Genomic DNA, 24,808 nt, shown 5'->3' with positions numbered 1-24,808 from the left:
CTCGCTTGCCTGTCCGTTTCGGCCTATTCGGCGGGTTGATGGGTGGCGTCGGCATCCTGCCATTCGTCGCCGGCGAGTTCCGGCGTGGCGAAGGCCTTGAGGTTGGCGAAATGGATCTCGCGATCCTCGACGAAGAGGCGGCGGACGATGCCGCGCGCGAGCCGGTCGGCGCCCTCGCTGATCGCAGGGATATCGCCGGAGAGTTTTCCGTGGCTCAGCGTCGCCGGATAGTTGAAGCAATGCAGCCGCGCCAGCATCGGGCAGGCGCCGGGCTCTTTCTCCTGGAACTGGAAGCTGTCGCCGAGGTCTGGCGAGTTCTCCAGCTCGGCATTGTCCATGCCGTCGGGCGTCGTGAAGCGGTCGCGCCAGAACCGGATATGCGGCGCGAACGCGGCAAGCTCGTCGCGCAGCGCGAGGTCGACCTTGAAGCCGGTGCCGAAGATGATGAAATCGGTCGCGTAGCGGCCCTTCGACGTCGTCACCACGAGATGATCTCCCGCGACGGCGAGTTCGTCGATCGGGCTTGCGAGATGGAAATGCGCCTGCGGATAGGTGGAGACGCGCAGCACGCTCTGGCGCGGCGGCGGCGTCTGCGCCTTCAGCGTGTGATCGAGGAAGCGCCATTTCCAATCGTCAGTGAGCCCGGCAAAGCCGTGCACGACGCCCTGGCTGCCGATGCCGGTGAATTTGTTGACGCGCGGGATGTCGGCGCGCCGGATGAACAAATCGAGGCGCGCGGCGCCCGCCTCCAGCGCCATCGCCGCGTTGTCCATCGCCGATGCGCCGGCGCCGACGACGGCGACGCGCTTGCCGCGTAGCTTTTCGAAGTCGATCGGGTCGGCGGAATGTGCCCAGAATCGGCGGTCGATGCCGTCGGCGAGCGGCGGCACGTAAGCGCCGCCGAGGCCGTCGCGCCCCGTCGCCAGCACGACGTGCCGGGCGAGAACTCGCCGCGACGTGCCGCCTTCACTGAGGTCGAGCGCGAACAATTCGTCGGAACGGACGTGGATTCGCTCGACCGAGACCCCGTTGCAGACCGGCAGATCCAGCACCTTGCGGTACCAGATCAGGTAATCCATCCACATCGTGCGCGGCGCGCGGTCGAGCGCCTGCCAGGCTTCCTTGCCGTACTGCGCCTCGTAGAAGGCGCGGAACGTCAGTGCCGGCATGCCCATCGCGGGTCCGGTCAATTCCTTGGGCGAGCGCAGCGTCCGCATCCGCGCGAACGTGACCCAGGGGCCTTCCTCGCCGGCGCGCGCCCGATCGAGCACGAGCTGGTTGTCGATGCCGAGACGCCTGAGCATGGCGGAGGCGACCAGGCCGGCCATGCCGGCACCGACGATGACGACGTCGACGACGCTCTCGCCATCGACGACGCGTCGCGGCACCCATGGTTTGGCCGGCAGTTCGAGCCAGGCCAGATCCTGCTTCAGGCGCGCTTCAAGGGCCGCGAGGCCCGCCGTGTCAGGTGTCGTCGTCGTCATGAGGGAGCTTTCTCGAATTCACCGGCTTCGTCGCCGGCCTCGGCCAGTGCGGCAGCGCCGCTATGCAGCTTTGCGCCGGGCATCAGCGCGACCGCGGCGCGCAGCGCGTCGTTGAGCGCGGCGACCGTCGGCGACAGCTCGCGCCCGGTCGGCGCAATCGCGGCGAACAGGAAGGGAATGGACACGTCCAGCGGCCGGGTGACGACGCCCTCCACCGGCAGGCTGGAGGTCAGCACCGGCTCGACCACGGCGATGCCGAGCGACTGCTTGGCCATGGCGATCGCCGTCAGCGACGCGTTGGTGTCGATGACCTCGGCGGGTACGACGCCTTCGCGCTCCAGCGCTTCCTCGACGCGGCGGCGAAGCCGGTAGGGGTTGGCCATCGTCAGCAGCCGGACGCCACCGAGATCCTTCAGGCGAATGACCTTCTTCTTCGCCAGCGGATGATCCATCGCGAGGCAGGCGACGCACGGCACCTCGCAGACCCATTGCACGTCGAGCCCGGGATGCTGGATCGGCAGGCTCGCAAGGCCGAAATCGACCGACTGCGACAGCACCGATTGCACGACATTCTCGGCCGCGAGCGCCTGCACATGGACCTGGTTCGGCAGCAGTTCGCGTTCGAGCGCTGCGAGCGCGGCCGGGACGAAGCCGGCTGCCAGCGCCGGGATCGCCGCCAGGCTGAGCACGGGAAGCGCACCCGCGCCGATCGCGTTGGCGCGCTGGCGGATGTGCTTCAAGCCCATCAGCAGCCGCTCGACCTCGGCGTGAAACAGCACGCCCTTCGGCGTCGGGCTGATACGTGGACCATTCCGCGTGAACAGGAGATAGCCGACGTCGGCCTCGAGATCCTGGATCTGACGCGTCACGACCGGCTGCGACCGGCCAAGCAGCCGTGCCGCGCCGGTGATGCTGCCGGCGGACATCACGGCGGCGAAGGCCTCGAGAAGGCGGATATCGATAACGTCCTGGTTCATGGCCAAATCGCTTGCATTACGTCGCCTGCATTATGTGTATATAGAATGAACAATATTTCTTGATGCGCAAGAAGTATTATGAGAGATTGACGTCATGCCGATCGAGCCAACTGCCTTTCGCCACCACAATCCGGCCGGGCCGGCCTACCGGCGCGGCTGGGTTGACGAAGCCGTCGCCGCGATCGAGGCCGACCAGTGCCGCACCGCCGACACGCATCTGATCCGGCTGATCGTGCCGGCGCTGTCGGGCATCGACATCTATCTGAAGGACGAATCCACCCATCCGACCGGCAGCCTGAAGCACCGGCTGGCGCGCTCGCTGTTCCTCTACGCGCTCTGCAACGGGCACATCCGCGAGGGCACGCCCGTCGTCGAGGCCTCGTCGGGATCGACCGCGGTGTCGGAGGCCTATTTCGCGCAGATGATCGGCGTGCCCTTCTACGCCGTGATGCCGCGCACGACCTCGGCGGAGAAGATCGCCGCGATCGCGCATTATGGCGGTAATTGCCATCTGATAGACGACGGCCGCGCGCTCTATGCGGAGGCCGCCGCGCTCGCGACCCGGCTGAACGGCCACTATATGGACCAGTTCACCTTCGCCGAGCGCGCCACCGACTGGCGAGGCAACAACAACATCGCCGAGTCGATCTTCACGCAGTTGCAGGGCGAGCCGCGCCCGCTGCCGGACTGGATCGTGATGGGCGCAGGCACCGGCGGCACCTCGGCGACCATCGGGCGCTATTTGCGCTATCGCCAATATCCGACGCGGCTGTGCGTCGCCGATGTCGAGCATTCTGCCTTCTTCGACTGCTTCCGTTCGCAGGACCGCTCCCATGTTTGCGAGCGGCCCTCGCTGATCGAAGGCGTCGGCAGGCCGCGCTGCGAACCTTCCTTCGTGCCTGGTGTCGTCGACCGCATGATGAAGATCCCGGATGTGATGACGATCGCGGCGATGAATGTGCTGTCGCGCCGGCTGCGCCGCCCGGTGGGCGGCTCGACCGGCACCAATTTCCTGGCGCTGTGCCGCATCGCCTCGGAGATGCGCAGCGCCGGCCAAACCGGATCGCTGGTCACGCTGATCTGCGATTCCGGCGAGCGCTACCGGCAGTCCTATTACGACCCCGCATGGCTGACAGCCCGCAGCCTCGATCCGGCGCCGTACGAGGCCGCCTTGTTGTCGTTCCTGGATACGGCGCAGCCGCTGACGCTCGCCGTGGAGGACGTTGCCAACCCACAGAGCCCGCGGAGTATTGCTTGACCACGCTGATCGAAACCATTGCCGGCGTGCCGGCGGCGTCGCGGCTCGGGCAGGCTCTGAACGCCCGCGCCGAGATCTTGCGCCTCAGCGAAGCCGCCCATGACGCGGTGCTGCTGCCGCGTGAGTCCGGCGGCCTGAGCCACGGCCTGCGGGCGTCGCTCGCGGCGCGGATGTGCCGGCATCTCGGCGACGAGGCGCTGACCGCGCATTACGAATCCTATCTGGCGCATTCGACCGATCTCGACCTGGCTGCCCTTGCCCGGCCCGGCGGCGTGTGTGGCGATTCCGTGCACGACGCTATGGCCCGCCACGCCGACCTGCTGACGCTGGCGCCGCGCGAGGCGACGCGACGGGACATCGCGGCGCTGAAGGCGGTCGGTGTCAGCGAGGCCGATATCGTGCGGCTGTCCGAGCTTGCCGCTTTCGTGAATTACCAGTTGCGGGTCGTGGCCGGCCTCAGGCTGCTGAAGGAGGTCCAGGCCCAATGAGCGAGGTCGTCCACAGCTTCACCGCCACGATCCCGACGTGGTCGCCCTACGTCACGCCGGTCGAGCTCGCCTCGGCGACATCAGAACAGCTCGCGGCGATGAAGGTCACGCCCTCCAACAAGGGCGTGTCGCCTTACGTGCTGACGCTGGCGCATGACCCGGAATCGCTTAGCGTGCGCTCACCGCTGTTCAACCTCATCATGTATGGCAAGGACGGCCTGTCCCCGGCCGAGCGCGAGCTCGGCGCGTTGAGTGCCTCGGTTGTGAACCGTTGCATCTATTGCGCCGCCGTGCACGCCTCGCGCTTCATCAACTACTCCGGGCGCGACGACGTCGTTGAGGAGATCTTTGCCGACGAGCGCGACGCCACGCTGGAAGCACGCCAGCAGGCACTGTTCAATTTCGCCACAAAACTCTCGACGACTCCGATCGAAGCGAGCGCAGACGATGCGCGCGCACTTGGCGAGGCCGGGCTGAGCGAGCTCGAGCAGCTCGACCTGGTGCTGTCGGCTGCGATCTTTGGCTGGGCCAACCGGCTGATGCATACGCTGGGCGAGCCGCTGGCGCGCCCGGAGGCGTCGTAACCGACGCCGTTGGGCGGCCACGGCCCGGACCGGATGTCACGGCAACTTCACTTGCCTTGGGCGCGGACGCAAGCGAGCCTCGCATCTTCTCAACGAGGAGATTTCGCCGTGCGCCTTCCCATTCTCGATCCGAAAGATCTGACCGACGAACAGAAGCCGCTCTATGACGACATGCGAGCCGGCATCAAGGACCATTTCAAGGGCTTCGTGAACATGCGCGACGACGGCGCGCTGCTCGGTCCCTGGAATCCCTGGATCCGCGAGCCGCGCTTCGGCAAGCCGGTGTGGGAACTGGTCAAGGCGATCGCCTCGAATCCAATATTGCCGGCACCGGTGCGCGAGGTCGCGATCCTCGTCACAGGCTCGCATTTCCGGTCCGGCTACGAGCTCTATGCCCATGTGCTGGTGGCCGAGCAGCGCGGCCTGTCCGACGAGAAGCTCGCCACCATCGTCGCAGGACAGCGGCCGGTGGATCTCACCAAGCAGGAAGCCGTCGCCTACGACATGGCCTCGGCACTGGTGAGCGGCGGCGTGCTGCCTGAGCTGACCTATCGGGCGGCGGTCAAGGAATTCGGCGAGCACGGCGCGGCCGAGCTGTCCTATCTCGTCGGCGTCTATTGCATGGTCTCGGTCACGCTCAACACGTTCGACGTGCCGGTACCTGAATAGACGCGGCTTGCCCGATCACTCCGCTGCCTTGCTTGCGGGCGGTGGAGGCGCCCAGGCGATGCAGCGATTGCGGCCTTCGGCTTTGGCCTGGTAGAGCACCTGATCCGCCGCGCCCATCAGTGCGTCGATGCCGGACATGCTGACGGTGGCCTCGGCGATGCCGATGCTCACGGTGAGACCGAACTGAATCTTATCGGCAGTGACCTGTGTACTCATCACGCGCTTGCGGATGCGCTCGGCGACTATCCTTGCCCGGGACATGCTGGTCTCGGGCAGGAGAACGGCGAATTCCTCACCGCCGAGGCGGCCGACGATGTCCGACTTGCGCTTGCCATCGAGGCAGGCGGCCGCAACGGCCTTGATCGCGGCGTCGCCCACCGCGTGGCCGTAGCGATCGTTGACCGACTTGAAGTGGTCGATGTCGAGCATCAGCACCGAGACAGAGCGGTAGTAGCGCTGAAAGCGGCTCCATTCCGCATCGAGGTTGTTGAGGAAGTGGCGGCGGTTGTACAGGCCGGTGAGTGGATCGGTGGTTGCGAGCGTCTCCAGCATCGCGGCTTTTTGCGTCAGATCGGTGATGTCGACATAGGTCAGCATGCGGCCGCCATTCGACATCGTGGTGCAATGCGCCCTGATGCGCCGGCCGTCCGGCGTCTGCAGGTCGCGCACGTGGTCCCCGGCTTTGACCTCGGCGACGCGCTTGGCGGGAAATTTCGTCATTTCGTTCGTCGAGAGATTGGGGGCGCTCGCGCGCTGCGCCCGGCTCACCAGCGATGCATAGGTCGGGTGTCCATCCGCCTCCTGCTCGCTCACCTCCCAGAACCGTCGCATCCGCCGGTTCATGAAGCTGGCGTTGAGATCGCGGTCCAGCAACAGCACGCCGTCCTCGACATTCTCGAGCGCGTCGCGCAGCAATTTCAGCTCGTCGGAGTAGCGTACGATATCGGTGACGGGCGTATAGGTCAGCATCCGCCCGCCGTCAGGCAGCGGCGTGCATTGCATGCGCACGACATCGCCGCCGGAGCGGCGGAGGTCGCGCGGCGAGGCGTCACCCGCCTGCACGTGACGCACGCGCTCGGCCACATAGGCCTCCAGGTCGGCCGGAGGAATTTCGTAGGCCAGAGTATCGCGGCCGTGGTGCATCAGCGTCGCGAAAGACGGATTGCTGTTGGCGACTTCATCGGGCAACAGCCACATCCGCCGAAACGCGCGGTTGATCAACTGCGCGCGGAGATTGGCATCCAGCAGCACAATGCCGAGCGGGACGAAATCGAGCGCAGCGCGAAGCGCGAGCATCTGTCCGCGCATCAGCGAGTCGGCCCGTCGTTCCTGCTCATTCTCGGCTTTGGGACCGATATGATCTTCCGCTCCGAGCGCGACCCCGACCTGACGGTCCGACCGCCACAGCACCCGGCAGGAGATGATCTCCTGGCTTGCGAGCCTGAGCTGGAACCGTTCGGGCACGCCGATACTGCTCTGCATCTCAAGCGTCGCGCCATCTTCAGACATCCGGCGCACGACGCAATCGATGGTCGATTGACCGAAATTGAAGATGATCTTGCCGGCCAGAAACGTTCGTTCCGATACCAAGCGGGGCATTTCCGACCTCCCAGGCGAAACCGGCCCAGTCTGCCGCAAGCATCTTGCCGAGAGGTAACTCGGTGGGTGATCTCGCGGGGAGGGGTAATCACCGGCCCTCGCGCCGGGCGATGCGGGCGGACCGCGCCGGGAGCGAAAAGTCCTTCATCATCAATGACAGGCGGTTGCACCGGGTATTCCGATATCCGTGAAGTTTCGGGAGCGGCGCTTACCGAAAATCCACCACGATCGCAGCCAGTTGCGCTCCGGGCAGGGCGGCGGCCGCTGCGTCGTCTGATGGGACGGCTTTGCCATCCGCGCCATTTGGGCGGTGATGTGACGTTGTTGCTCCTTGAGCGTCAGCCGCAATCGATGGACGGCGCGGAGGTGCGCGGTTACCCTGCGGCGATTGCACTGACATACTCACCGGCCAGAGCGCCGGCGGGGATAATGGAGACCGACAGCCATGAACACGTCACGCCGCATCCTGCTCGCCGGAATCGCGGGCCTTGCTGTTGCTCCGACCACCGTGGCCGCCGCCGTGCCATCGGCCGAACCCGGTGACGTAACGGTCGCCGAAGAGCGCTTCGCACGCACGATTGCGGCCGCGCATGCGCCCGATATCACCTGCGTGCGGGAGGCCGAGCGCTATGCGGACGCGCATTGGCCCGAATATGTTGTAGCAGCCAGGGCCGTGCTCGATGCGCGCGCGTGATTCGCGACTTTACGCCTCCACCGCCCGCCGCACCTGCTCGCCGATCTGCGACAGCACGAGCTGCGCTTGTGGCAGGATTGCGCCCATGGCGTGGAAATTGTGGACCATGCCGTCATGGCAGACGTGCTCGACGGCGACGCCTGCGGTCAGCAGCTTGCGCGCATAGGCATTGCCTTCGTCGCGCATCGGGTCGAACTCGGCGGTATGGATGATCGCGGTCGGCAGGCCCGCAAGGCGTGTCGCGCGCAGAGGGGAGATGCGGGGATCGGCCGCATCGATGTCGCCGGGCAGATAGTCGGCGAGATCGGCTTCGATCGTGATGCGATCGATCAGATGGCCCTCGGCGAACGCCTCGCGCGAAGGCGATGTCTCCTCGAAATCCAGCACCGGGCAGATCAGGCATTGCGCGACGATGGAGAGGCCGGTGGTCTGCAGCGCCTCCTGGCACACGATCGCGGCGAGCGTTGCGCCGGCGGAATCGCCGCCGACGACGAGACGTTCGGCGTCGATGCCGAGGGACGAGGCTTCGCGCGCGACCCATTCGGTGGCGGCGATCGCATCGTCCATGGCGGCGGGGAATTTGTGCTCCGGCGCGAGGCGGTAGTCGACCGAGACCAGGCGGCAGCCGGTAGCATGCGCAAGCGCCGCCGCGATGCGGTCGTGCGTGGCGATGCTGCCGGCGACCAGCCCGCCGCCATGAAAGAACACGAAGCCCGGCGCGCGCGCGCCGGCGCTTGCGGGCGAATACAGCCGATAGGGAAGCTCGCCGCCGGGGCCGGGCAGCGTGCCGTCGGACGCGGTCACATCAGGCGCGTCAGTCCGCGCAAACTGCATCAGCTTCGCCAGCGACTGCCGCCGCGCCTCGACGCTCGGCCGACTCCGTGCCTGCGGCCCAGCCGCAGCCATCATGGTCAACAAACGCTTTGCGAGCGGATCGAGCGGCATGGAGGCCTCCGTAACGTCGCCGGGATTATATCCGGTTTGCTCTGTCTTACCCTCCCCTGGAGGGTGGTCATTCCCCGCAGGAAATCATTTAGAAATTGGGATAATAGTGTCCGGATCTTTCCAGGGGAGGCCGGTCATCGCCGAGATCAAGAAACCCATCGAATATTCGCCGAGCTGGACCTTCTTCGAGGGCAAATGGCATGACGGCAATGTGCCGATCATGGGGCCGCGGACGCATGCAGCCTGGCTCGGCTCGGTCGTGTTCGACGGCGCGCGCGCGTTCGAGGGCGTCGCGCCCGATCTCGACCGTCACGTCGCCCGCGCCAATCAGTCCGCGATCAACTTTGGCCTGAAGCCGGTGGTCGATTCCGGCACCTGGCTCACGCTCGCGAACGAAGGCATCGCGCGCTTCGCGGCGAAGGCCGAGCTCTATATCCGCCCGATGTACTGGGCGCAGAACGGGTCGGGCGGCGGCGTGCTGTTCGACCCCGAGACCACCAATTGGTGCCTGTGCATCTACGAGGCGCCGATGCCCAAACCGGTCGGCAACGCGATTACGCTGTCGCCGTTCCGCAGGCCCACCGCCGAATGCGCGCCGGTCGAGGCGAAAGCGGCCTGCCTTTATCCCAACAATTCGCGTGCGCTGGCGGAGGCGGTCTCCCGCGGCTTCCAGAACGCGCTGATGCTCGACATGCTCGGCAACGTCGCCGAGTTCGGCAATTCCAACGTGTTCATGGCCAAGGACGGCGTGGTGTTCACGCCGGTGCCGAACGGCACCTTCCTCAACGGCATCACGCGCCAGCGCGTCATCAACCTGCTTCGCGGCGACGGCGTCACCGTGGTCGAGAAGACGCTGCGCTATGCGGACTTCCTTGCCGCCGACGAGATTTTTTCAACCGGCAATTTCGCCAAGGTCGCGCCGGTGATTCGCATCGACGAGCGCGAGCTGAAGCCGGGCCCGTTCTACACCAAAGCGCGCAAGCTCTATTGGGACTTTGCGCATGCGGTGAAGCTGGCGGCGTAAGGGGCCGGCCGCTTCGTGCTGCGAGCATGAATCTGAGGTCGTCACCCCTGAGGCGCCGGAGCGAAGCGGAGGCCTCGAAGGGCGACAGCCCGGCTGCATCGCGGCCGCTCATCCTTCGAGGCTCGGCGCGCAATGCGATGCACCGCGCGCCTCGCACCTCCAGCGACAACGGCTTCGCCGTTGCGCGGGGATGACGGGGCTAGAGTTCGCGAGAAAAAAATCGGGGCTGCGCAAAGCACCCGAGGACGCGCCCGCCGCATGCGGGCGCAGCAGCGCGAACGAAGGACCTACTCTTCCTTCTTCGACATCCGCTCGAGGCGTTCCTGCATGTCCTTCATCTGCTGGCGCAGATCGTCGATGTTGGTGTCCTTGGCCGGCTCGGCGCCGGCATCGGGCTCCGGCTCTGGCGTTGTCGCCGGGCGGCCCGCGGTGGGGACGAACGGCTTGAACATCGAGAAGGTCTGCTGGAACAGCTCCATGTTGCGGCGGACCTGTTCTTCCAGCGGCGCAAACGGGGTTCCGGAGAGCGAGTTGGCGATCTGCTTGCGGAACTTCTCCTGTTCCTGGGTCAGCGTCGCGATCGACTGCTCCAGATATTTCGGCACCACCATCTGCATGCTGTCGCCGTAGAAGCGGATCAGCTGGCGCAGGAAGGTGGTCGGGAGCAGGTTCTGGCCGGCCTTGTTCTCCTGCTCGAAGATGATCTGGGCCAGCACGGAGCGGGTGATGTCGTCGCCGGTCTTGGCGTCGTAGACCAGGAAATCTTCGCCGTCCTTGACCATGGCGGCGAGGTCTTCCAGCGTCACGTAAGTGCTCGTTCCGGTGTTATAGAGCCGGCGGTTCGCGTATTTCTTGATGGTGGTGGGTTGGTCTGATTTCGCCATGGGCTCTCACTTGCAAGACGCTGAGAACGGGAACCCGGCGGGCTATGCCGCAGGGCGGGAAGAGTACGCAACGCAACAAAATAAGCATTTTCAAAGGGGTCACGCTACCGTTTTGTGCGCCACGGTTAATCGGGCAGCAAAAACGTGCTTGCGAAAGCGCCAAGAACGCTATTTTGAATGCGCTGCGGCAGGAATTCGGTCACCCGCCGATTGACATGCCTCAACGACGTTAACAGGATGCCGTCCGAGACTGGCGAGCCGTTTCCCCAGCCCCGTCTGCCCCCATTCAACCCCAGGAGATGCCCATGTCAGACGATGTCGTCATCGTCAGCGCCGCCCGCACCCCGGTCGGAAGCTTCAACGGAGCGTTCGCGACCCTTCCCGCCCACGATCTCGGCGCGATCGCCATCAAGGCCGCGCTGGAGCGCGGTGGCATCGAGCCCGGTCGGGTCTCCGAAGTCATTATGGGCCAGATCCTGACCGCTGCTCAGGGCCAGAACCCGGCCCGCCAGGCCTCGATCGCTGCCGGCATTCCGGTGGAGAGCCCGGCCTGGGGCGTCAACCAGCTTTGCGGCTCGGGCCTGCGCACGGTCGCGCTCGGCTACCAGGCGCTGCTCAACGGCGATTCCGAGATCGTGGTGGCCGGTGGCCAGGAATCCATGAGCATGGCCCCGCACGCCCAATATCTGCGTGGCGGCGTCAAGATGGGCGCGCTCGAATTCGTCGACACCATGATCAAGGACGGCCTGTGGGATGCCTTCAACGGCTACCACATGGGCAACACCGCCGAGAACGTCGCGCGCCAGTGGCAGATCACCCGCGCCCAGCAGGACGAGTTCGCGGTCGCCTCGCAGCAGAAGGCCGAGGCCGCGCAGAAGGCCGGCAAGTTCAACGACGAGATCGTCCCGGTCACCATCAAGGGCCGCAAGGGCGACACGGTCGTCAGCGCCGACGAATATCCGCGCCATGGCGCAACGCTCGACGCGATGGCCAAGCTCCGTCCCGCCTTCGAGAAGGACGGCACGGTCACCGCGGGTTCGGCCTCGGGCATCAATGACGGCGCTGCCGCCGTGGTGCTGATGACCGCGAAGCAAGCCGCCAAGGAAGGCAAGAAGCCGCTCGCGCGCATCGTGTCCTGGGCGCAGGCCGGCGTCGATCCGAAGATCATGGGCTCGGGTCCGATCCCGGCCTCGCGCGCCGCGCTGAAGAAGGCCGGCTGGAACGTCGGCGATCTCGACCTGATCGAGGCCAACGAGGCCTTCGCGGCGCAAGCCTGCGCCGTCAACAAGGACCTCGGTTGGGACACGTCCAAGGTCAACGTCAACGGCGGCGCGATCGCGATCGGCCACCCCGTCGGCGCCTCGGGCGCGCGCGTGCTGGTGACGCTGCTGCACGAAATGCAGAAGCGGGATTCCAAGAAGGGCCTTGCCACGCTGTGCATCGGCGGCGGCATGGGTATCGCGATGTGTCTGGCGCGCGACTGAGCTTACGCGTAACTGACGGGTGCGCTGCACGCGTCGGTGAGTGCGTTGCACGCGACTAAAAAGGCAGCGGTTGCAAATCAAATATTCTTCGCAACCGTGCCAGCCTCGACTAAATACAAACGCCCGGCTCACGCCGGGCGTTTTGTTCTTGATGTCCGTCAAACCAACCGCATAATCCATCGTTAAAAACGATCACTCAGAAACGTCCGAAGAGTCCAAGGGAAGGAATACGATATGGCACGTGTTGCATTGGTGACGGGTGGTACGCGGGGCATCGGAGCTGCGATCGGCAAGGCGCTGAAGGCGGCCGGCTACAAGGTCGCGGCGAGCTATGCCGGTAACGATGCGGCGGCGGAGAAGTTCAAGGCCGAGACCGGCATCGCCGTCTACAAATGGGACGTCAGCAATTTCGACGCCTGCGCCGAGGGCGTGAAGAAGGTCGAGGCCGAGGTCGGCCCGATCGACGTGCTCGTCAACAATGCCGGCATCACCAAGGACGGCGCCTTCCACAAGATGAGCCTCGAGCAATGGAACGCCGTGATCGGCACCAATCTCGGCTCGCTGTTCAACATGTCGCGCCAGGTGATCGAAGGCATGCGCGGTCGCAAGTTCGGCCGCATCATCAACATCTCCTCGATCAACGGCCAGAAGGGGCAGTTCGGCCAGGTGAACTATTCCGCGGCCAAGGCCGGCGAGATCGGGTTCACCAAGGCGCTCGCGCTGGAGAATGCCAAGGCCGGCGTCACCGTGAACGCGATCTGCCCCGGCTATATCAACACCGAGATGGTGCAGGCGGTGCCGAAGGACGTGCTGGAGAAGGCCATTCTGCCGCTGATCCCGATCGGCCGCCTCGGCGAGCCCGAAGAAATCGCGCGCGCGGTCGTATTCCTCGCCGCCGACGAGGCCGGCGCCATCACCGGCTCGACGCTGACGGTCAATGGCGGCCAGTACATGGTGTGATGCTTAGGCATCACGTTCGATCGTATAGGTGACTTCGTCATGCCTGGGGCTTGTCCCGGGCATCCACGGCTTTAAAACCATCGGCCTCCACGTCATGTGGATGGCCGGGTACAGGCGAGCGGAAGCGACGCCGTTCTTCGGACGGCTATGCCCGGCCACGACGAAAGTATCTGGCCGATGACTCCCCGCACCGCGACGCTGATCGGATTGACCGCGATCCTGATGTGGTCACTGCTCTCTGTGATGACGGTCGCGACCGGAAAGATCCCGGCGTTCCAGCTCGCCGCAATGACCTTCGCGATCGGCGGTTTCGTCGGCCTCCTCACCTGGATCGGCCGCGGCGAGGCGGCGAAAAGCCTGCGCCAGCCGTTGGTCGTCTGGGCGGTCGGCGTCGGCGGCCTGTTCGGCTATCACGCGCTGTATTTTCTGGCGCTGCGCTTCGCCCCGCCGGCCGAAGCCGGTCTGCTCAATTATCTCTGGCCGCTGCTGATCGTGCTGTTCTCGTCGTTCCTGCCGGGCGAACGGCTGGCCGTGCATCATATCGTCGGCGCCGTGCTCGGCCTCGTCGGCACCGTGCTGCTGTTTGCCGGCAATACTTCCGGTTTCGCGCCGGGCGCGGTGCCGGGGCTGATCGCGGCGTTCATCGCCGCCTTCGTGTGGGCAACCTATTCGGTGCTGTCGCGCCGGTTGAAGGCGGTGCCGACCGATGCGGTCGCTGGCTTTTGCCTCGCCACATCCGTGCTCGCCGCGCTGATGCACGGCGTGCTCGAAACCACCGTGTGGCCCGAGACCACGGTGCAGTGGCTTTCGGTCGTCGCGCTCGGCATTGGGCCTGTGGGCGCGGCCTTCTACGCCTGGGACATCGGCATGAAGCGCGGCGACATCCGCGTGCTCGGCGCTGCCTCCTACGCGACGCCGCTGCTCTCGACCGGCTTTCTCATCGCCGCGGGTTTCGCCAAGGCCAGTGCCAACATCGCCATCGCCGCGGTCCTGATCGCCGGCGGCGGCCTGATCGCGGCGAAGGACATGGTGTTGCGGAAGCGGTGACTGTTTGCCCTAGGGCTCCCAGCCCTTCGGCGCGAGCTCGAATTTTGCGAACTCGAATGCGGGTGCCACGGTGCAGCCGACCAACGTCCACTCGCCCGTGGTCTCCGCCATTTGCCAGGCATTCGCCGGCACGATTCCCTGCGGCCGCTCGCCACTCACGAGGTCGGTGCCAAGGCGCACCTCGTGCTGGGAACAGCCTTCATGGGCAATGCGCAGCGTCAGCGGACTTCCGGCATAATAATGCCAGCTCTCGACCGCATCGATCCGGTGCCAGTGCGAACGCTCGCCGCGCGCAAGCAGGAAGTAGATGAGGGTTGATCGCGAACGACCGTTGGCGTCCGTGGTCTGGTCGCGAAACGTCTCGCGATAATGCCCGCCTTCGGGATGCGGTCGGAGTTCAAGGCGCGCGATGATCTCGGCTGCGGTCGGCATCGATCCCCGTCAGGACTTGTTCTTCAAGACTTGTTTTTGCGCTCGCGCAGCTCGCCGAACACCGCGGCGGCATCCGCACCCTTCATGTGTAGCCTGGCTGCGACCGAGGGTTCATCGGCGCGCAGGAACACGTTTGCTCGCTTCTCATCACCAAGCAGTGAGGGAATGGTCGGCTTGTTCTCGGCCCGCAGCCTGGCGACCTCCGCCGCGCGCGCCTGAAGCGCTGCGTTGTCGGGATCGACGGTGAGCGCGAACTTGACGTTGGACGCCGTGTATTCGTGGCCGCAATAGAGCTTGAAGTCGTCGGGCAGCGCCCGCAGCTTCAACAGCGAATCCCACATCATCGGGTAAGTGCCTTCGAACACGCGGCCGCAGCCGATCGAAAACAGCGTGTCGGCGGCGAACACGGTCTTCTCGGTGTCGAACACGTAGGAGATGTGGTCGAGCGTGTGGCCGGGCGTCTCCACGACACGCGCCAGCAAATTGCCGATCTTGACCACGTCGGCATTGGCGACGCGCAGGTCGACATTGGCAATCTTCGTCGTCTTGTCGTGCGGCGCGACGACGCGGCAATTGTATTTCTGCTTGAGTTCGGCGACCCCGCCGACATGATCGCCGTGATGGTGGGTGATCAGGATGTCGGTGAGCTGCCAGCCTTCCTGCTCCAGCGCCTTCAGGATGGGGCCGGCCTCCGGCGCGTCGATCGACGCCGTTGCCTTGGTTTCCACATCGTGGATCAGGTAACCGAAATTGTCGTTTAAACAGCTGAAAGTACGAATTTCGGCAGCCATGACATCTCCTTCACGCTCAGCCCCGGCAGACAAATATGGCGTTAACGTTGCGCAGGCAATGCAATATTCAGCGCGCAGCCGCGGCCTTGCGCATGTTACATTGCCGTCATGACCATCGACGTCGTCGACCTCCGCGAATTCTATTCCCGTCGCCTCGGGATTGTGGCGCGGCAAATGATCAATCGCGGCATCAGGGAGCGTTGGCCGCGTGCCGAGGGCCAGCGGGTGCTCGGCATCGGCTATCCCACGCCCTATCTCGGTCTGTTCCGCGAGGACGCCGAACGCTGTCTCGCCTTCATGCCGGCGGCCCAGGGTGTTCTGAAATGGCCGACGGGACGGCCGGCGCTGGCCTCGCTGGTGGATGAATTCTCGCTGCCGCTTCCTGATTCCGCGGTGGACCGCATCCTGCTGGTCCACGCGCTGGAGATGTCGGACGATCCGGCTGCGCTGCTGCGCGAGGTGTGGCGCGTGCTGTCGCCGTCGGGCCGCGTGATCGCGGTGATCCCGAACCGCCGCGGCGTGTGGACGCGCAGCGACAACACGCCGTTCGGTCACGGCCGGCCCTATTCGCGCTCGCAGATCACCGATCTGCTGCGCCAGACCTGGTTCACGCCGACGGCCTGGGGCGAGGCGCTGTTCATGCCGCCCTATGCCGGTGGCTGGGTGCTGAAATCGGCTCAGATGTGGGAGCGTGCCGGCGCGGCGCTGTCGCTGCCCTTCGCCGGCGTGCACATCGTCGAGGCCACCAAGCAGGTCTATCGCGCGATCCCGGCCAAGCGCGAGCGGGCGCGGCTGATTCCCTCGTTGAAGCCGGTGCTGGTGCCGTCCTCGACGACGGTGACGCGCAGCTAAAGCATGATGAAATCGGTTCGGTCGGCTACGGATCACACCGCTTCAGCCAACGCGCATCTTCAAGAACAAATCGTCCCGGCGCGAGGCCGGGACGATGCAGATCAGACTATTTGAAGGAGCTTACTCGCCGGGCGCCAGATCGTCGCTGGAGGCAGCCGGAGCGGCTTCGCGCTCGGGGCGCGGGCCATGCGGACGGCGCCGGCGGCGCGGAAAGCGCTCGCCGCCACCGCCGCCCTCGAAGCCGCCCGGGGTGCCATTCACCTGCGGCTGCGCGCCGGTGATGAAGGAGGGCAGGCGGTCGACGCTGCCGGCATCGGCGATGACGGGCTGCGGCTGGTTCGGCGGTTGTGGCTGCGGCTGGGGCTGGGGCTGATATTGCGGCTGCGGACGATGGTCGCGTTCGCGGTGCTCGCGCGGTTGCTGGTTGTCGCGCTGGTACGGCGGCTGGTTGTCACGCTGCTGGTGATCACGCTGATGATGTTCGCGCTGGCCGTCGCGCATGTAAGGCTGTTGCTGCGGCTGCGGGACGAAGCCCGGCTCTTGGCCGAAATTGGAGAAATTCTCGCCGTCGTCTTCGCTGTCGTCGCCGCTGCTGTTGCTGATCGGCTCGTCGCCGCGCGGCTGCTGGTTCTGGCGGAACTGTTCCTGGGCGGCCGCGATCAGGCGGAAATAATGCTCGGCGTGCTGGTAGTAGTTCTCGGCCGCAACGGGGTCGCCGGAGGAGCGCGCGTCGCGCGCGAGCTGGAGATACTTTTCAGCGATATGCGAAGCCGTGCCGCGGATCTTGATGTCGGGTCCGTTGGACTCGTAGACCCGGGTCATCGGGTTCTGGCCGCGCCGGTTGTTGTTGTTGTTGTTATTATTGTTGCGGTTGCGCATCCGCTGCTTGTTCTGACCGTTTCTCATGTCCTGCCTTTAATTCCAGCCCTAAAGGTTGCACGCATTACTGATTGCTGAGAGTGACCTGATGACAGCGGTCCACATCGCTCAAGCGCACCGCGCGTGAGAGCGGATCGAACCCTGCCGATGTTTGTCGACCGTCGCGCTCAACAAAGACGCGTTCCCCACCCGCCAGCATTCATCGCCAGCGAACCCATTCATTTTGCCTGCCAAAACAAGCCCTGGTTTCTTGCGTTAGTCTTCGCGCGCAATATCAGGCTTTCGTTCACTTTGCGGTCGGAAAGCAGCGCACCTCAAAGGGCCATCGCGCTTAACAGGACCTGCGGCTTGGAACCTTAAATCAGTGAAGCTCTCGCTTGAGAGCCCGGCTTTCGCCCGTAGGTCTACGGGGCCGACACCGATGTGTTGAGGAGAAGGTAGTCGTTCCCAAGGGATATTCCAAGAGGTTTTTGCAGGCCAATCCGGCTTTTATGGGGGCATTTTTCGGGCCGAAATGGCCCGTGGAATACCTGCCAAATCGGGCCTGGGCGGCCGGTCCACGACCAACGCCGCCGCCGTCATCAGGGTTTCGATAGTCCGGGCCTGGCCCTGTCCGGCCTCGACGATCAGCGCTCCGCCCGGAGCGAGACGCTCGGCCGCCTGCGGGATCAGGGCGCGGTAGGCGTCATATCCGTCATTGCCGCCGTCGAGCGCCAGATGCGGATCGTGTCCGCGCACCTCGATACTCAATTTCGGGATTTCGGCGGAGGGGATATAGGGCGGATTCGACACGATGAGATCGAACGGGCCACTGAGCGCCGCCAAATAGGAGCAGGCGACGAAGGCGGAGCGGTCGGCAAGGCCAAGGGTCACGGCATTGCCCCTGGCGGTCTCGAGCGCGTTCAGGCTGAGATCGGAGCCGACGCCGAAGGCGCCGGGAATATCGTGCAACAGCGCCAGCAGGATCGCGCCGGATCCGGTGCCGATGTCGGCGATGCGTGGCGGCTGCAAGGCCTGTTGCTCGCGGAAAATTTCGAGCGCGAGCTCGACCACGGTCTCGGTATCGGGCCGCGGCACCAGGGTTGCTTCCGACAGACGAAACGGCAGGCCCCAGAATTCCCGGACACCGAGAATGCGCGCCACCGGTTCGCCGGCGATACGGCGTTGCGCATGCTGCGCGAGCCGCGCCGCCTCGGTTTCCGTGAGGAGCCGGGCGGCCTGCGCAATCAGGCCGGTGAGGTCGAGGCCGAGCGCTGCACCCAGCAGGATGCGGGCGTCGAGCTCGGCCTCGTCGAGCTGCGCCGATCGCAGCTGCGCCGCCAGTGCGCGGCGTGCGCTCTCGATCGATTGTCCGGTGAAGGGAGCACTCACGCGGCGCGTCACGCCGCCGCGCCTTGCGCTGCGAGCTGTGCGGCCTGATGCTCGGTCGTCAGCGCGTCGATCAATTCGCCGAGCGCTTCGCCCGCGATCACCTGGGGCAGCTTGTAGAGCGTCAGATTGATGCGGTGGTCGGTGACGCGCCCTTGCGGAAAATTATAGGTGCGGATGCGCTCAGAGCGGTCGCCGGAGCCGACCTTCTCCTTGCGCTCGGCCGAACGCGCCGCGTCGACGCGTTGCCGCTCGGCGTCATAGATGCGCGAGCGCAGGATGTTCATGGCCGAGGCGCGGTTCTTGTGCTGCGAGCGGCTGTCCTGCATCATCACCACGATGCCGGTCGGGATGTGGGTGATGCGGATCGCCGATTCGGTCTTGTTGACGTGCTGGCCGCCCGCGCCCTGCGCGCGCATGGTCTCGATGCGCAGATCGTCGTTCTTGATGTCGACGTCGACATCCTCGACTTCGGGCAGCACGGCCACCGTCGCGGCCGAGGTGTGGATGCGCCCTTGCGTCTCGGTGTCGGGTACGCGCTGCACGCGGTGCACGCCGGATTCGAATTTCAGCTTCGAGAATGCGCCGCGGCCCTGCACCTCCGCGATGATTTCCTTGTAGCCGCCGACGGTGCCTTCGCTCGCCGAGATCACCTCGACCTTCCAGCCCTGGAGGCTGGCGAAGCGCTCGTACATCCGGAACAGGTCGCCGGCGAACAGCGAGGCCTCGTCGCCACCGGTGCCGGCGCGGATTTCCAGCACCACGTTGCGGTCGTCCATGGCGTCCTTGGGCAGCAGCGCGACGCGGATCTTCTGGACCAGTTCCTCGATTCTGGGATTGAGCTCGTTGCGCTCGGCTTCCGCCATGCTGCGCATCTCGGCATCCGTCGCGGGATCGGCGATCAGCGCCTCGGTGTCGGCCAGCTCCTTGACCGCGGCACGATAAGTCTTCACCGCCTCGATCAGCGGCGTGATCTCGGCGAGCTCGCGCGTGATCTGCACGTAGCGCTCGGAGGCGAGCTGTCCCAGCGATTCGGCCTCGAGCGAGGCGTGATGCGCGAGCAGGACGTCCAGTTTGGCTTCGGGGAGTGACGACATCGGGTAAGTCTCAAAGTGCGGAAGGCGGCGAGGCGGCGGAACGCGGGCAGCAGGCCCGCTACAAGGCCAGGCCTTCGGCCTCGGCAAATTCCGTCAGCTTCTGCCGGATCGAGACGCTGCCGCTTGGCGCATCCAGCAACGGGCCGAGCATCGCCTCGGCTTTCTTGGCATCGAGATCGATCACCATCGCCTTGACCGGGCCGAGCGCGGTCGCCGAAAGCGACAGCGAGCGATAGCCCATCGCGATCAGCGCCAGCGCGCCGATCGGCTTGGAGGCCATCTCGCCGCAGAGCGAGAGCGACTTCTTCGCCGCATGGGACTTGCGGGCAATGTCGCGCAGCGCGCGCAGGATCGGCGCCGACATGGTGTCGAAGCGCTCGGAGACCTTGGCATTGCCGCGGTCGACCGCGAACAGGAACTGGAACAGATCGTTGGAGCCGACCGAGATGAAATCGACTTTGCGCAGGAGCTCGTCGAGCTGATACAGCAGCGCCGGCACCTCGACCATGGTGCCGATGTCGATGCGCTCGGGCAGCGTGTGGCCGTGCTGGCGCAAATAAGTGAGTTCGCGCTCGACCAGCGCCTTCGCCGAATCGAATTCGGCGACCTCCGAGATCATCGGGAACATGATGCGCAGCGCGCGGCCGCCGCCGGCGCGGAGCAGCGCGCGGATCTGGCCGCGCAACAGGCCGGGGCGATCGAGCCCGAGCCGGATCGCGCGCCAGCCGAGTGCGGGATTCTCCTCGATCACCGCTTCCATATAGGGCAGCGCCTTGTCGCCGCCGATGTCGAGGGTGCGGAAAGTGACGGGCTTGGTGCCGGCCGCATCCAGCACGGTGCGATAGAGCGCAAGCTGGTCGCTGGTACGCGGCAGGCTCTGGCCGACCATGAATTGCAGTTCGGTGCGGAACAGGCCGATGCCGGCGCTGCCGGTGTCCTCGATATGCGGCAGGTCGATGGCGAGGCCCGCGTTGATCATCAGCTCGACCTTCTGGCCGTCCTTGGTGACGCAAGGGCGGTCGCGCAGCGCCAGGTACTGCGCCTGGCGGCGGGCGCGGAAGCGCACGCGCTCGGCGAACGCCGCCTCGATCTCCTGCGACGGGCGAACATAGATCGAGCCCGACGTGCCGTCGACGATGATGGCATCGCCGGGATCGGCGATGCCGGGCGCGTTCGGCACCTCGCCGACCGCGGGGATTCCGAGCGCGCGCGCCACGATCGAGACGTGCGAGTTGGCGGTGCCTTCCTCGAGCACGATGCCGCGCAGGCGCTTGCGGTCGTAGTCGAGCAGCGCCGCCGGGCCCATCGCGCGGGCGATGACGATGGCATTGTCGGGCAATTGTTCGCGCGACGGCGCGTGGTCCTGGCCGACCAGCTGCCGCATCAGGCGATAGCCGAGATCCTCGAGGTCATGCAGCCGGTCGCGCAGATAAGGATCGGTCGAGCGCAGCATGCGCGCGCGGGTGTCGGACTGCACGCGCTCGACGGCGGCTTCCGCGGTGAGGCCGGTGGCGACCGCCTCGTGCAGCTTGTGCGACCAGCCCTGGTCGTTGGCGAACATGCGGTAGGCTTCCAGCACCTCGCGGTGCTCGCCGCCCTCGGCGACGTCGCCGCGCTCCAGCATGCGGTCGAGATCGGCGCGCAGCTTGGCGAGCGCGGTGTCCAGCCGCTTGATTTCCTTCGGCAGGTCCTCGGCGATGTAGTCCTTGATGACGACGCGCGGCTCGTGCAGCACGACGTGGCCGAGCGCGATGCCCTCCGACAGGATCGCGCCGACTTTCTGCATGGAGTGGCGCGCGGCCGGCTCCAGGCCCGGCTGGGCCAGCGCCGACAATTCGCCGGAGGCGATCAGCTCCGCCAGCACCATCGCGGTGGTCTGCAGCGCCTCGAGCTCCTCCTCGACATAGGTGCGCTTGGCGCGGTTCTGCACCACCAGCACGCCGAGCGTGTTGCCGGCGCGCAGGATCGGCACGCCGAGGAAGGAGTGGTAGATTTCTTCGCCGGTTTCCGGGCGGAACGAGAAGGCCGGGTGGCTCTGCGCGTCGTTCAGATTGAGCGGCGTCGCCTCGCTGGCGACGAGGCCGACCAGGCCCTCATGGGCGCTGAGCACGGTGTGGTGCACCGCCTCGCGGTTGAGGCCTTCGGTGGCGTAGAGCTCGAGCGTGTTGTCGACGCGCAGCACGTAGACCGAGCACACCTCGGCCACCATGTTGGCGGCGATCAGCACCACGATCTTGTCCAGCCGCTCCTGGGCCGAGACCTGCTCCGCCATGGTTTCGCGGAGCCGTCTCAACAAGACGCGGGGACCTCCCGACGCGCTCCGCATGTCCCCTCAGTCTCCTCCGTCTGCCCGACCCGGCGGTATCGGCCGGCGGCTGGCCCAAAATCCCAGAAAAACAACCAATTTGTTTGTCCGGCGCAGGTGCAAACTCTCGCTTGCACCGAATCAGCGGCCTGAACTGGGACACAGTCTGCGGCAGCCCACCCTCTTCGCCGTATAGCGAACTGGGGCTTGTTTTGCCAAGCAAAACGCCTGCCAAACGCGAAGGTGTGTACACCTTCGCGTTTGCTGCGACCGCTAAGAGAAAATTAGTCTAAGCCTGATCGAGGCCATAGAGCGTGTGCAGGGTCCGCACCGCAAGTTCGGTATACGCAGTATCGATCAAAACCGAGAATTTGATCTCGGAGGTTGTAATGGCCCGGATGTTGATATTCCGTCCGGCGAGGGCCGAGAACGCCTGGGCGGCGACGCCGGCATGGCTGCGCATGCCGCTGCCGATCACTGAAATCTTGGCGACGTCGGTGGCGGTGTCGAGCCGGTGGTAGCCGATCGTGGCCTTGGCGGCGGTGATCGTGTCCTTGGCGCGGGTGTAGTCGGCGGCCGGCACCGTGAAGGTGAGGTCGGTGGTCTTGCCGTCTTCAGAAACGTTCTGGACGATCATGTCGACGTTGATGTTGGCGTCCGCCAGCGGGCCGAAGATCGAGGCGGCGACGCCCGGCTTGTCCTGGATCTGGCGTACCGAGATCTGGGCCTCGTCCTTCGAAAAGGCGATGCCGGTGACGACGTGGTTTTCCATGATCTCCTCCTCGCCGCAGATCAGCGTGCCGGGCGGCTGGTTGGCATGCGGGTCGATATCCTCGGGCTTGTCAAAGCTCGAGCGGACGAAGATCGGCATGTTGTGGACCATGCCGAGTTCCACCGAGCGGACCTGGAGCACTTTTGCGCCCTGCGAGGCCAGTTCCAGCATGTCTTCGAACGCGATCTTGTCGAGCCTCTTGGCCTTGGGCACGATTCGCGGGTCGGTGGTGTAGACGCCATCGACGTCGGTGTAGATGTCGCAGCGATCCGCCTTGACGGCGGCGGCGACCGCCACGGCCGAGGTGTCGGAGCCGCCACGGCCGAGCGTGGTGATGCGATTGGTCTCGGGGTTGATGCCCTGGAAGCCGGCGATGACCGCGACTTCCTTGCGATCCCTGAAGCGCTTGATGATCTCGCTGCCGTCGATGTCCTCGATCCGGGCCGAGGCATGGGCGTCGCTGGTCTTGATCGGGATCTGCCAGCCCTGCCAGGAGCGGGCCTGGATGCCCATGCTCTGGAGCACGATGGCAAGCAGGCCGGACGTCACCTGTTCGCCGGAGGCGACCACGGCGTCGTATTCGCGCGCGTCGTGCATCGGCGAGGCCTCGGTGCACCAGGCCACCAGCTCGTTGGTTTTGCCCGACATCGCCGAGACGACCACGGCCACTTCGTGGCCGGCGTCGACCTCACGCTTCACGTGGCGTGCGACGTTGCGGATACGTTCGATGTTGGCGACGGATGTGCCGCCGAATTTCATCACGAGGCGGCTCATGACGACGCGTGCATTCCCTCATAAGGATCAGTATGGTGGCCCGCACTGGACGGGCCTCGCGGACACCGACCGCGCGTATACATAGCGGCGGGGCCGGGGGCAAGCGGGTTCCTGCGGGGGCCGGTTGCGGGGGTAATGGGTTAACCGAGGTCATGGCGCGCTACATCGACGAGATCCTGCAACCGGGCGAGCGGGTGCTGTATTCGACCAATGCGCACTGGATCTTCTATTTTCCGGCGATTGTGGCCTGGATCGTGGCTTTGGCCCTGTTCGTCCTGTCCCGGCAAACCATCGTTGAAGGGCTCGTTCTGCTCTGTCTCGTCGCCTCCGGCCTGGTGGCGTTGGCGGCGCTCTATTGGACCGTGAAGGGCTGGTTCCATCGCTTCACCACCGAGACCGACGTCACCAACCTCAGGGTTGTGCACAAGACCGGGTTCATCAAGCGCCGCACCTTTGAAATGGCGCTGGACAAGGTCGAGAGTGTCGACGTCAACCAGACGATTCTTGGACGTATTCTCAACTACGGCGACGTGACCATCAATGGCGTCGGCGAAGGTCGCGAAACCATCACGACCATCGCCTCGCCGCTCGCCTTCCGTAGTTCGATCACCACGCGGTAGGACCGCGCGTCACCATGAGCATGCAGCAAAATACTTCCTTCTCCGCCACGGCCCAGCCGGGCTCGACCGTCGATGCCGCCGAGATCGCGAAATTCTCAAAACTCTCGGCGGAGTGGTGGGATCCCAAGGGTAAGATGGCGCCGCTGCACCGGATCAATCCGCTGCGGCTCGGCTATATCCGCGACGCCGCCTGCCGCAAGTTCGAGCGCAACGTGCGCAGCCTCAACTGCCTCGGCGGCCTGCGCGTGCTCGACATCGGCTGTGGCGCCGGCCTGCTCTGCGAGCCGCTGTCACGGCTGGGGGCCCAGGTCATCGGCGTCGATCCCTCGCAGAGCAATATTGCGGCCGCAAAACTGCACGCCGACAAGAGCCACCTTGCGATCGATTACCGCTGCACCACGGTGGAGGAGATCGACCCGCGCGAGCGCTTCGACATCGTGCTGGCGATGGAGGTGGTCGAGCACGTCGTCGACGTCGGCGTCTTCCTGAAGCGCTGCGCCGCGATGCTGAAGCCGAACGGCTTGATGGTGGTCTCGACGCTGAACCGGAACTGGAAGAGCTTTGCGCTCGCCATCGTCGGCGCCGAATACGTCCTGCGCTGGCTGCCGCGCGGCACCCACGAATGGAACAAGTTCGTCACGCCCGACGAGCTGACGAAATACCTGCTCGACAACCGCCTTGTCATCACCGAGCAGACCGGCGTCGTCTACAGCCCCTTCGCCGACAAATGGACCCTCTCGTCGGACATGGACGTGAACTACATGGTGGTGGCCGAAGGCATGGTGTGAGGGCGATTGTAGCTGTTGAGTGGCTCTGTCCTG

General features: G+C 65.5%; 24 protein-coding genes. 12 read left to right on the top strand and 12 right to left on the bottom strand.

What is annotated here, in order from left to right; translation table 11 throughout:
- Nucleotides 1-23: 23 nt before the first annotated feature.
- A complete protein-coding gene (locus AC1RUR_RS25740; protein WP_492849166.1) occupies nt 24-1,484 on the bottom strand; it encodes an NAD(P)-binding domain-containing protein in 1,461 nt (486 codons plus the stop codon).
- On the bottom strand, nt 1,481-2,461 hold the full coding sequence (locus tag AC1RUR_RS25735) for a LysR family transcriptional regulator (RefSeq protein ID WP_492849164.1): 981 nt from the start codon (nt 2,459-2,461) through the stop codon (nt 1,481-1,483). Before AC1RUR_RS25735 ends, AC1RUR_RS25740 begins: the two co-directional genes overlap by 4 nt.
- A 94-nt stretch (nt 2,462-2,555) precedes the next feature.
- On the opposite strand from AC1RUR_RS25735, the gene AC1RUR_RS25730 reads away from it, so the two are divergent.
- From AC1RUR_RS25730 to AC1RUR_RS25715, 4 genes are all read left to right on the top strand, one after another.
- Nucleotides 2,556-3,719, top strand: a complete 1,164-nt coding sequence (locus AC1RUR_RS25730) for a PLP-dependent cysteine synthase family protein (RefSeq protein WP_492849161.1) — start codon at nt 2,556-2,558, stop codon at nt 3,717-3,719.
- Nucleotides 3,716-4,207 carry a CMD domain-containing protein gene (locus AC1RUR_RS25725; protein ID WP_492849160.1) on the top strand — a complete coding sequence of 164 codons (492 nt, stop codon included), beginning with the start codon at nt 3,716-3,718 and terminating at the stop codon, nt 4,205-4,207. Before AC1RUR_RS25730 ends, AC1RUR_RS25725 begins: the two co-directional genes overlap by 4 nt.
- The gene (locus AC1RUR_RS25720; protein ID WP_492849158.1) at nt 4,204-4,791 is read left to right on the top strand and encodes a peroxidase-related enzyme; all 588 of its coding nucleotides are present in this window, start codon (nt 4,204-4,206) and stop codon (nt 4,789-4,791) included. Before AC1RUR_RS25725 ends, AC1RUR_RS25720 begins: the two co-directional genes overlap by 4 nt.
- Nucleotides 4,792-4,899: 108 nt before the next feature.
- Complete coding sequence (locus AC1RUR_RS25715) at nt 4,900-5,460, top strand: carboxymuconolactone decarboxylase family protein (RefSeq protein WP_492849157.1); 561 nt, start codon at nt 4,900-4,902, stop codon at nt 5,458-5,460.
- Nucleotides 5,461-5,475: 15 nt separating this feature from the next.
- Here the strand turns inward: AC1RUR_RS25715 and AC1RUR_RS25710 are convergent, their stop codons facing one another.
- Complete coding sequence (locus AC1RUR_RS25710) at nt 5,476-7,059, bottom strand: sensor domain-containing diguanylate cyclase (RefSeq protein ID WP_492849155.1); 1,584 nt, start codon at nt 7,057-7,059, stop codon at nt 5,476-5,478.
- Nucleotides 7,060-7,504: 445 nt separating this feature from the next.
- Between AC1RUR_RS25710 and AC1RUR_RS25705 the strand changes: the two genes are divergently transcribed.
- Complete coding sequence (locus tag AC1RUR_RS25705) at nt 7,505-7,753, top strand: hypothetical protein (RefSeq protein WP_492849153.1); 249 nt, start codon at nt 7,505-7,507, stop codon at nt 7,751-7,753.
- 9 nt (nt 7,754-7,762) lie between these two features.
- Here AC1RUR_RS25705 and AC1RUR_RS25700 read toward each other — a convergent pair whose 3' ends face one another.
- Nucleotides 7,763-8,698: an alpha/beta hydrolase gene (locus AC1RUR_RS25700; protein ID WP_492849151.1), complete on the bottom strand. Its 936-nt coding sequence runs from the start codon at nt 8,696-8,698 to the stop codon at nt 7,763-7,765.
- A 136-nt stretch (nt 8,699-8,834) separates the two neighbouring features.
- Here AC1RUR_RS25700 and AC1RUR_RS25695 point away from each other — a divergent pair, with 136 nt between their 5' ends.
- The gene (locus AC1RUR_RS25695; protein ID WP_492849382.1) at nt 8,835-9,722 is read left to right on the top strand and encodes a branched-chain amino acid aminotransferase; all 888 of its coding nucleotides are present in this window, start codon (nt 8,835-8,837) and stop codon (nt 9,720-9,722) included.
- A gap of 287 nt (nt 9,723-10,009) precedes the next feature.
- Here the strand turns inward: AC1RUR_RS25695 and phaR are convergent, their stop codons facing one another.
- On the bottom strand, nt 10,010-10,606 hold the full coding sequence (phaR, locus tag AC1RUR_RS25690; RefSeq protein WP_492849149.1) for a polyhydroxyalkanoate synthesis repressor PhaR: 597 nt from the start codon (nt 10,604-10,606) through the stop codon (nt 10,010-10,012).
- A 305-nt stretch (nt 10,607-10,911) separates the two neighbouring features.
- On the opposite strand from phaR, the gene AC1RUR_RS25685 reads away from it, so the two are divergent.
- The 3 genes from AC1RUR_RS25685 (at nt 10,912) to yddG (ending at nt 14,097) form a co-directional block, all read left to right on the top strand.
- Nucleotides 10,912-12,090, top strand: coding sequence for an acetyl-CoA C-acetyltransferase (locus AC1RUR_RS25685; RefSeq protein WP_492849147.1), 1,179 nt, complete (start codon nt 10,912-10,914; stop codon nt 12,088-12,090).
- A 234-nt stretch (nt 12,091-12,324) separates the two neighbouring features.
- On the top strand, nt 12,325-13,050 hold the full coding sequence (gene phbB, locus AC1RUR_RS25680) for an acetoacetyl-CoA reductase (RefSeq protein WP_492849145.1): 726 nt from the start codon (nt 12,325-12,327) through the stop codon (nt 13,048-13,050).
- Between the two features lie 177 nt (nt 13,051-13,227).
- Nucleotides 13,228-14,097 (top strand): aromatic amino acid exporter YddG, encoded by an 870-nt coding sequence (gene yddG / locus AC1RUR_RS25675; RefSeq protein WP_492849143.1) that lies wholly within the window; start codon nt 13,228-13,230, stop codon nt 14,095-14,097.
- A gap of 9 nt (nt 14,098-14,106) precedes the next feature.
- On the opposite strand, the gene AC1RUR_RS25670 is transcribed toward yddG, so the two are convergent.
- Complete coding sequence (locus AC1RUR_RS25670; protein WP_492849141.1) at nt 14,107-14,529, bottom strand: cupin domain-containing protein; 423 nt, start codon at nt 14,527-14,529, stop codon at nt 14,107-14,109.
- A 23-nt stretch (nt 14,530-14,552) separates the two neighbouring features.
- A complete protein-coding gene (gene gloB, locus AC1RUR_RS25665; RefSeq protein ID WP_492849139.1) occupies nt 14,553-15,320 on the bottom strand; it encodes a hydroxyacylglutathione hydrolase in 768 nt (255 codons plus the stop codon).
- 108 nt (nt 15,321-15,428) lie between these two features.
- On the opposite strand from gloB, the gene AC1RUR_RS25660 reads away from it, so the two are divergent.
- On the top strand, nt 15,429-16,172 hold the full coding sequence (locus AC1RUR_RS25660) for a methyltransferase domain-containing protein (RefSeq protein ID WP_492849137.1): 744 nt from the start codon (nt 15,429-15,431) through the stop codon (nt 16,170-16,172).
- Between the two features lie 120 nt (nt 16,173-16,292).
- Here the strand turns inward: AC1RUR_RS25660 and AC1RUR_RS25655 are convergent, their stop codons facing one another.
- From AC1RUR_RS25655 to AC1RUR_RS25635, 5 genes are all read right to left on the bottom strand, one after another.
- On the bottom strand, nt 16,293-17,078 hold the full coding sequence (locus AC1RUR_RS25655; RefSeq protein WP_492849135.1) for a DUF4167 domain-containing protein: 786 nt from the start codon (nt 17,076-17,078) through the stop codon (nt 16,293-16,295).
- Between the two features lie 462 nt (nt 17,079-17,540).
- Nucleotides 17,541-18,434 carry a peptide chain release factor N(5)-glutamine methyltransferase gene (gene prmC / locus AC1RUR_RS25650; protein ID WP_492849133.1) on the bottom strand — a complete coding sequence of 298 codons (894 nt, stop codon included), beginning with the start codon at nt 18,432-18,434 and terminating at the stop codon, nt 17,541-17,543.
- Nucleotides 18,431-19,516, bottom strand: coding sequence for a peptide chain release factor 1 (gene prfA, locus AC1RUR_RS25645; RefSeq protein ID WP_492849131.1), 1,086 nt, complete (start codon nt 19,514-19,516; stop codon nt 18,431-18,433). The genes prmC and prfA overlap by 4 nt, the downstream gene beginning before the upstream one ends.
- 58 nt (nt 19,517-19,574) lie before the next feature.
- On the bottom strand, nt 19,575-21,842 hold the full coding sequence (gene ptsP / locus AC1RUR_RS25640; protein ID WP_492849129.1) for a phosphoenolpyruvate--protein phosphotransferase: 2,268 nt from the start codon (nt 21,840-21,842) through the stop codon (nt 19,575-19,577).
- A gap of 268 nt (nt 21,843-22,110) precedes the next feature.
- Nucleotides 22,111-23,367, bottom strand: a complete 1,257-nt coding sequence (locus AC1RUR_RS25635) for an aspartate kinase (protein WP_492849127.1) — start codon at nt 23,365-23,367, stop codon at nt 22,111-22,113.
- A gap of 152 nt (nt 23,368-23,519) precedes the next feature.
- On the opposite strand from AC1RUR_RS25635, the gene AC1RUR_RS25630 reads away from it, so the two are divergent.
- Nucleotides 23,520-23,987: a PH domain-containing protein gene (locus AC1RUR_RS25630; RefSeq protein WP_492849125.1), complete on the top strand. Its 468-nt coding sequence runs from the start codon at nt 23,520-23,522 to the stop codon at nt 23,985-23,987.
- A 14-nt stretch (nt 23,988-24,001) separates the two neighbouring features.
- On the top strand, nt 24,002-24,775 hold the full coding sequence (gene ubiG / locus AC1RUR_RS25625; RefSeq protein ID WP_492849123.1) for a bifunctional 2-polyprenyl-6-hydroxyphenol methylase/3-demethylubiquinol 3-O-methyltransferase UbiG: 774 nt from the start codon (nt 24,002-24,004) through the stop codon (nt 24,773-24,775).
- Nucleotides 24,776-24,808: the final 33 nt, after the last annotated feature.

Source organism: Bradyrhizobium sp. GW821-FHT12B03 (genome assembly GCF_058807535.1).
This window is presented reverse-complemented; position numbering and strand designations above follow the sequence as displayed.

What these genes read in the sequence shown, in the direction of transcription:
- AC1RUR_RS25740 (WP_492849166.1), bottom strand. Translation starts at nt 1,484, where the DNA reads ATGACGACGACGACACCTGACACGGCGGGCCTCGCGGCCCTTGAAGCG.
- AC1RUR_RS25735 (WP_492849164.1), bottom strand. Translation starts at nt 2,461, where the DNA reads ATGAACCAGGACGTTATCGATATCCGCCTTCTCGAGGCCTTCGCCGCC.
- AC1RUR_RS25730 (WP_492849161.1), top strand. Translation starts at nt 2,556, where the DNA reads ATGCCGATCGAGCCAACTGCCTTTCGCCACCACAATCCGGCCGGGCCG.
- AC1RUR_RS25720 (WP_492849158.1), top strand. Translation starts at nt 4,204, where the DNA reads ATGAGCGAGGTCGTCCACAGCTTCACCGCCACGATCCCGACGTGGTCG.
- AC1RUR_RS25710 (WP_492849155.1), bottom strand. Translation starts at nt 7,059, where the DNA reads ATGCCCCGCTTGGTATCGGAACGAACGTTTCTGGCCGGCAAGATCATC.
- AC1RUR_RS25705 (WP_492849153.1), top strand. Translation starts at nt 7,505, where the DNA reads ATGAACACGTCACGCCGCATCCTGCTCGCCGGAATCGCGGGCCTTGCT.
- AC1RUR_RS25700 (WP_492849151.1), bottom strand. Translation starts at nt 8,698, where the DNA reads ATGCCGCTCGATCCGCTCGCAAAGCGTTTGTTGACCATGATGGCTGCG.
- phaR (WP_492849149.1), bottom strand. Translation starts at nt 10,606, where the DNA reads ATGGCGAAATCAGACCAACCCACCACCATCAAGAAATACGCGAACCGC.
- AC1RUR_RS25685 (WP_492849147.1), top strand. Translation starts at nt 10,912, where the DNA reads ATGTCAGACGATGTCGTCATCGTCAGCGCCGCCCGCACCCCGGTCGGA.
- phbB (WP_492849145.1), top strand. Translation starts at nt 12,325, where the DNA reads ATGGCACGTGTTGCATTGGTGACGGGTGGTACGCGGGGCATCGGAGCT.
- yddG (WP_492849143.1), top strand. Translation starts at nt 13,228, where the DNA reads ATGACTCCCCGCACCGCGACGCTGATCGGATTGACCGCGATCCTGATG.
- AC1RUR_RS25670 (WP_492849141.1), bottom strand. Translation starts at nt 14,529, where the DNA reads ATGCCGACCGCAGCCGAGATCATCGCGCGCCTTGAACTCCGACCGCAT.
- gloB (WP_492849139.1), bottom strand. Translation starts at nt 15,320, where the DNA reads ATGGCTGCCGAAATTCGTACTTTCAGCTGTTTAAACGACAATTTCGGT.
- AC1RUR_RS25660 (WP_492849137.1), top strand. Translation starts at nt 15,429, where the DNA reads ATGACCATCGACGTCGTCGACCTCCGCGAATTCTATTCCCGTCGCCTC.
- AC1RUR_RS25655 (WP_492849135.1), bottom strand. Translation starts at nt 17,078, where the DNA reads ATGAGAAACGGTCAGAACAAGCAGCGGATGCGCAACCGCAACAATAAT.
- prfA (WP_492849131.1), bottom strand. Translation starts at nt 19,516, where the DNA reads ATGTCGTCACTCCCCGAAGCCAAACTGGACGTCCTGCTCGCGCATCAC.
- ptsP (WP_492849129.1), bottom strand. Translation starts at nt 21,842, where the DNA reads ATGCGGAGCGCGTCGGGAGGTCCCCGCGTCTTGTTGAGACGGCTCCGC.
- AC1RUR_RS25635 (WP_492849127.1), bottom strand. Translation starts at nt 23,367, where the DNA reads ATGAGCCGCCTCGTGATGAAATTCGGCGGCACATCCGTCGCCAACATC.
- AC1RUR_RS25630 (WP_492849125.1), top strand. Translation starts at nt 23,520, where the DNA reads ATGGCGCGCTACATCGACGAGATCCTGCAACCGGGCGAGCGGGTGCTG.
- ubiG (WP_492849123.1), top strand. Translation starts at nt 24,002, where the DNA reads ATGAGCATGCAGCAAAATACTTCCTTCTCCGCCACGGCCCAGCCGGGC.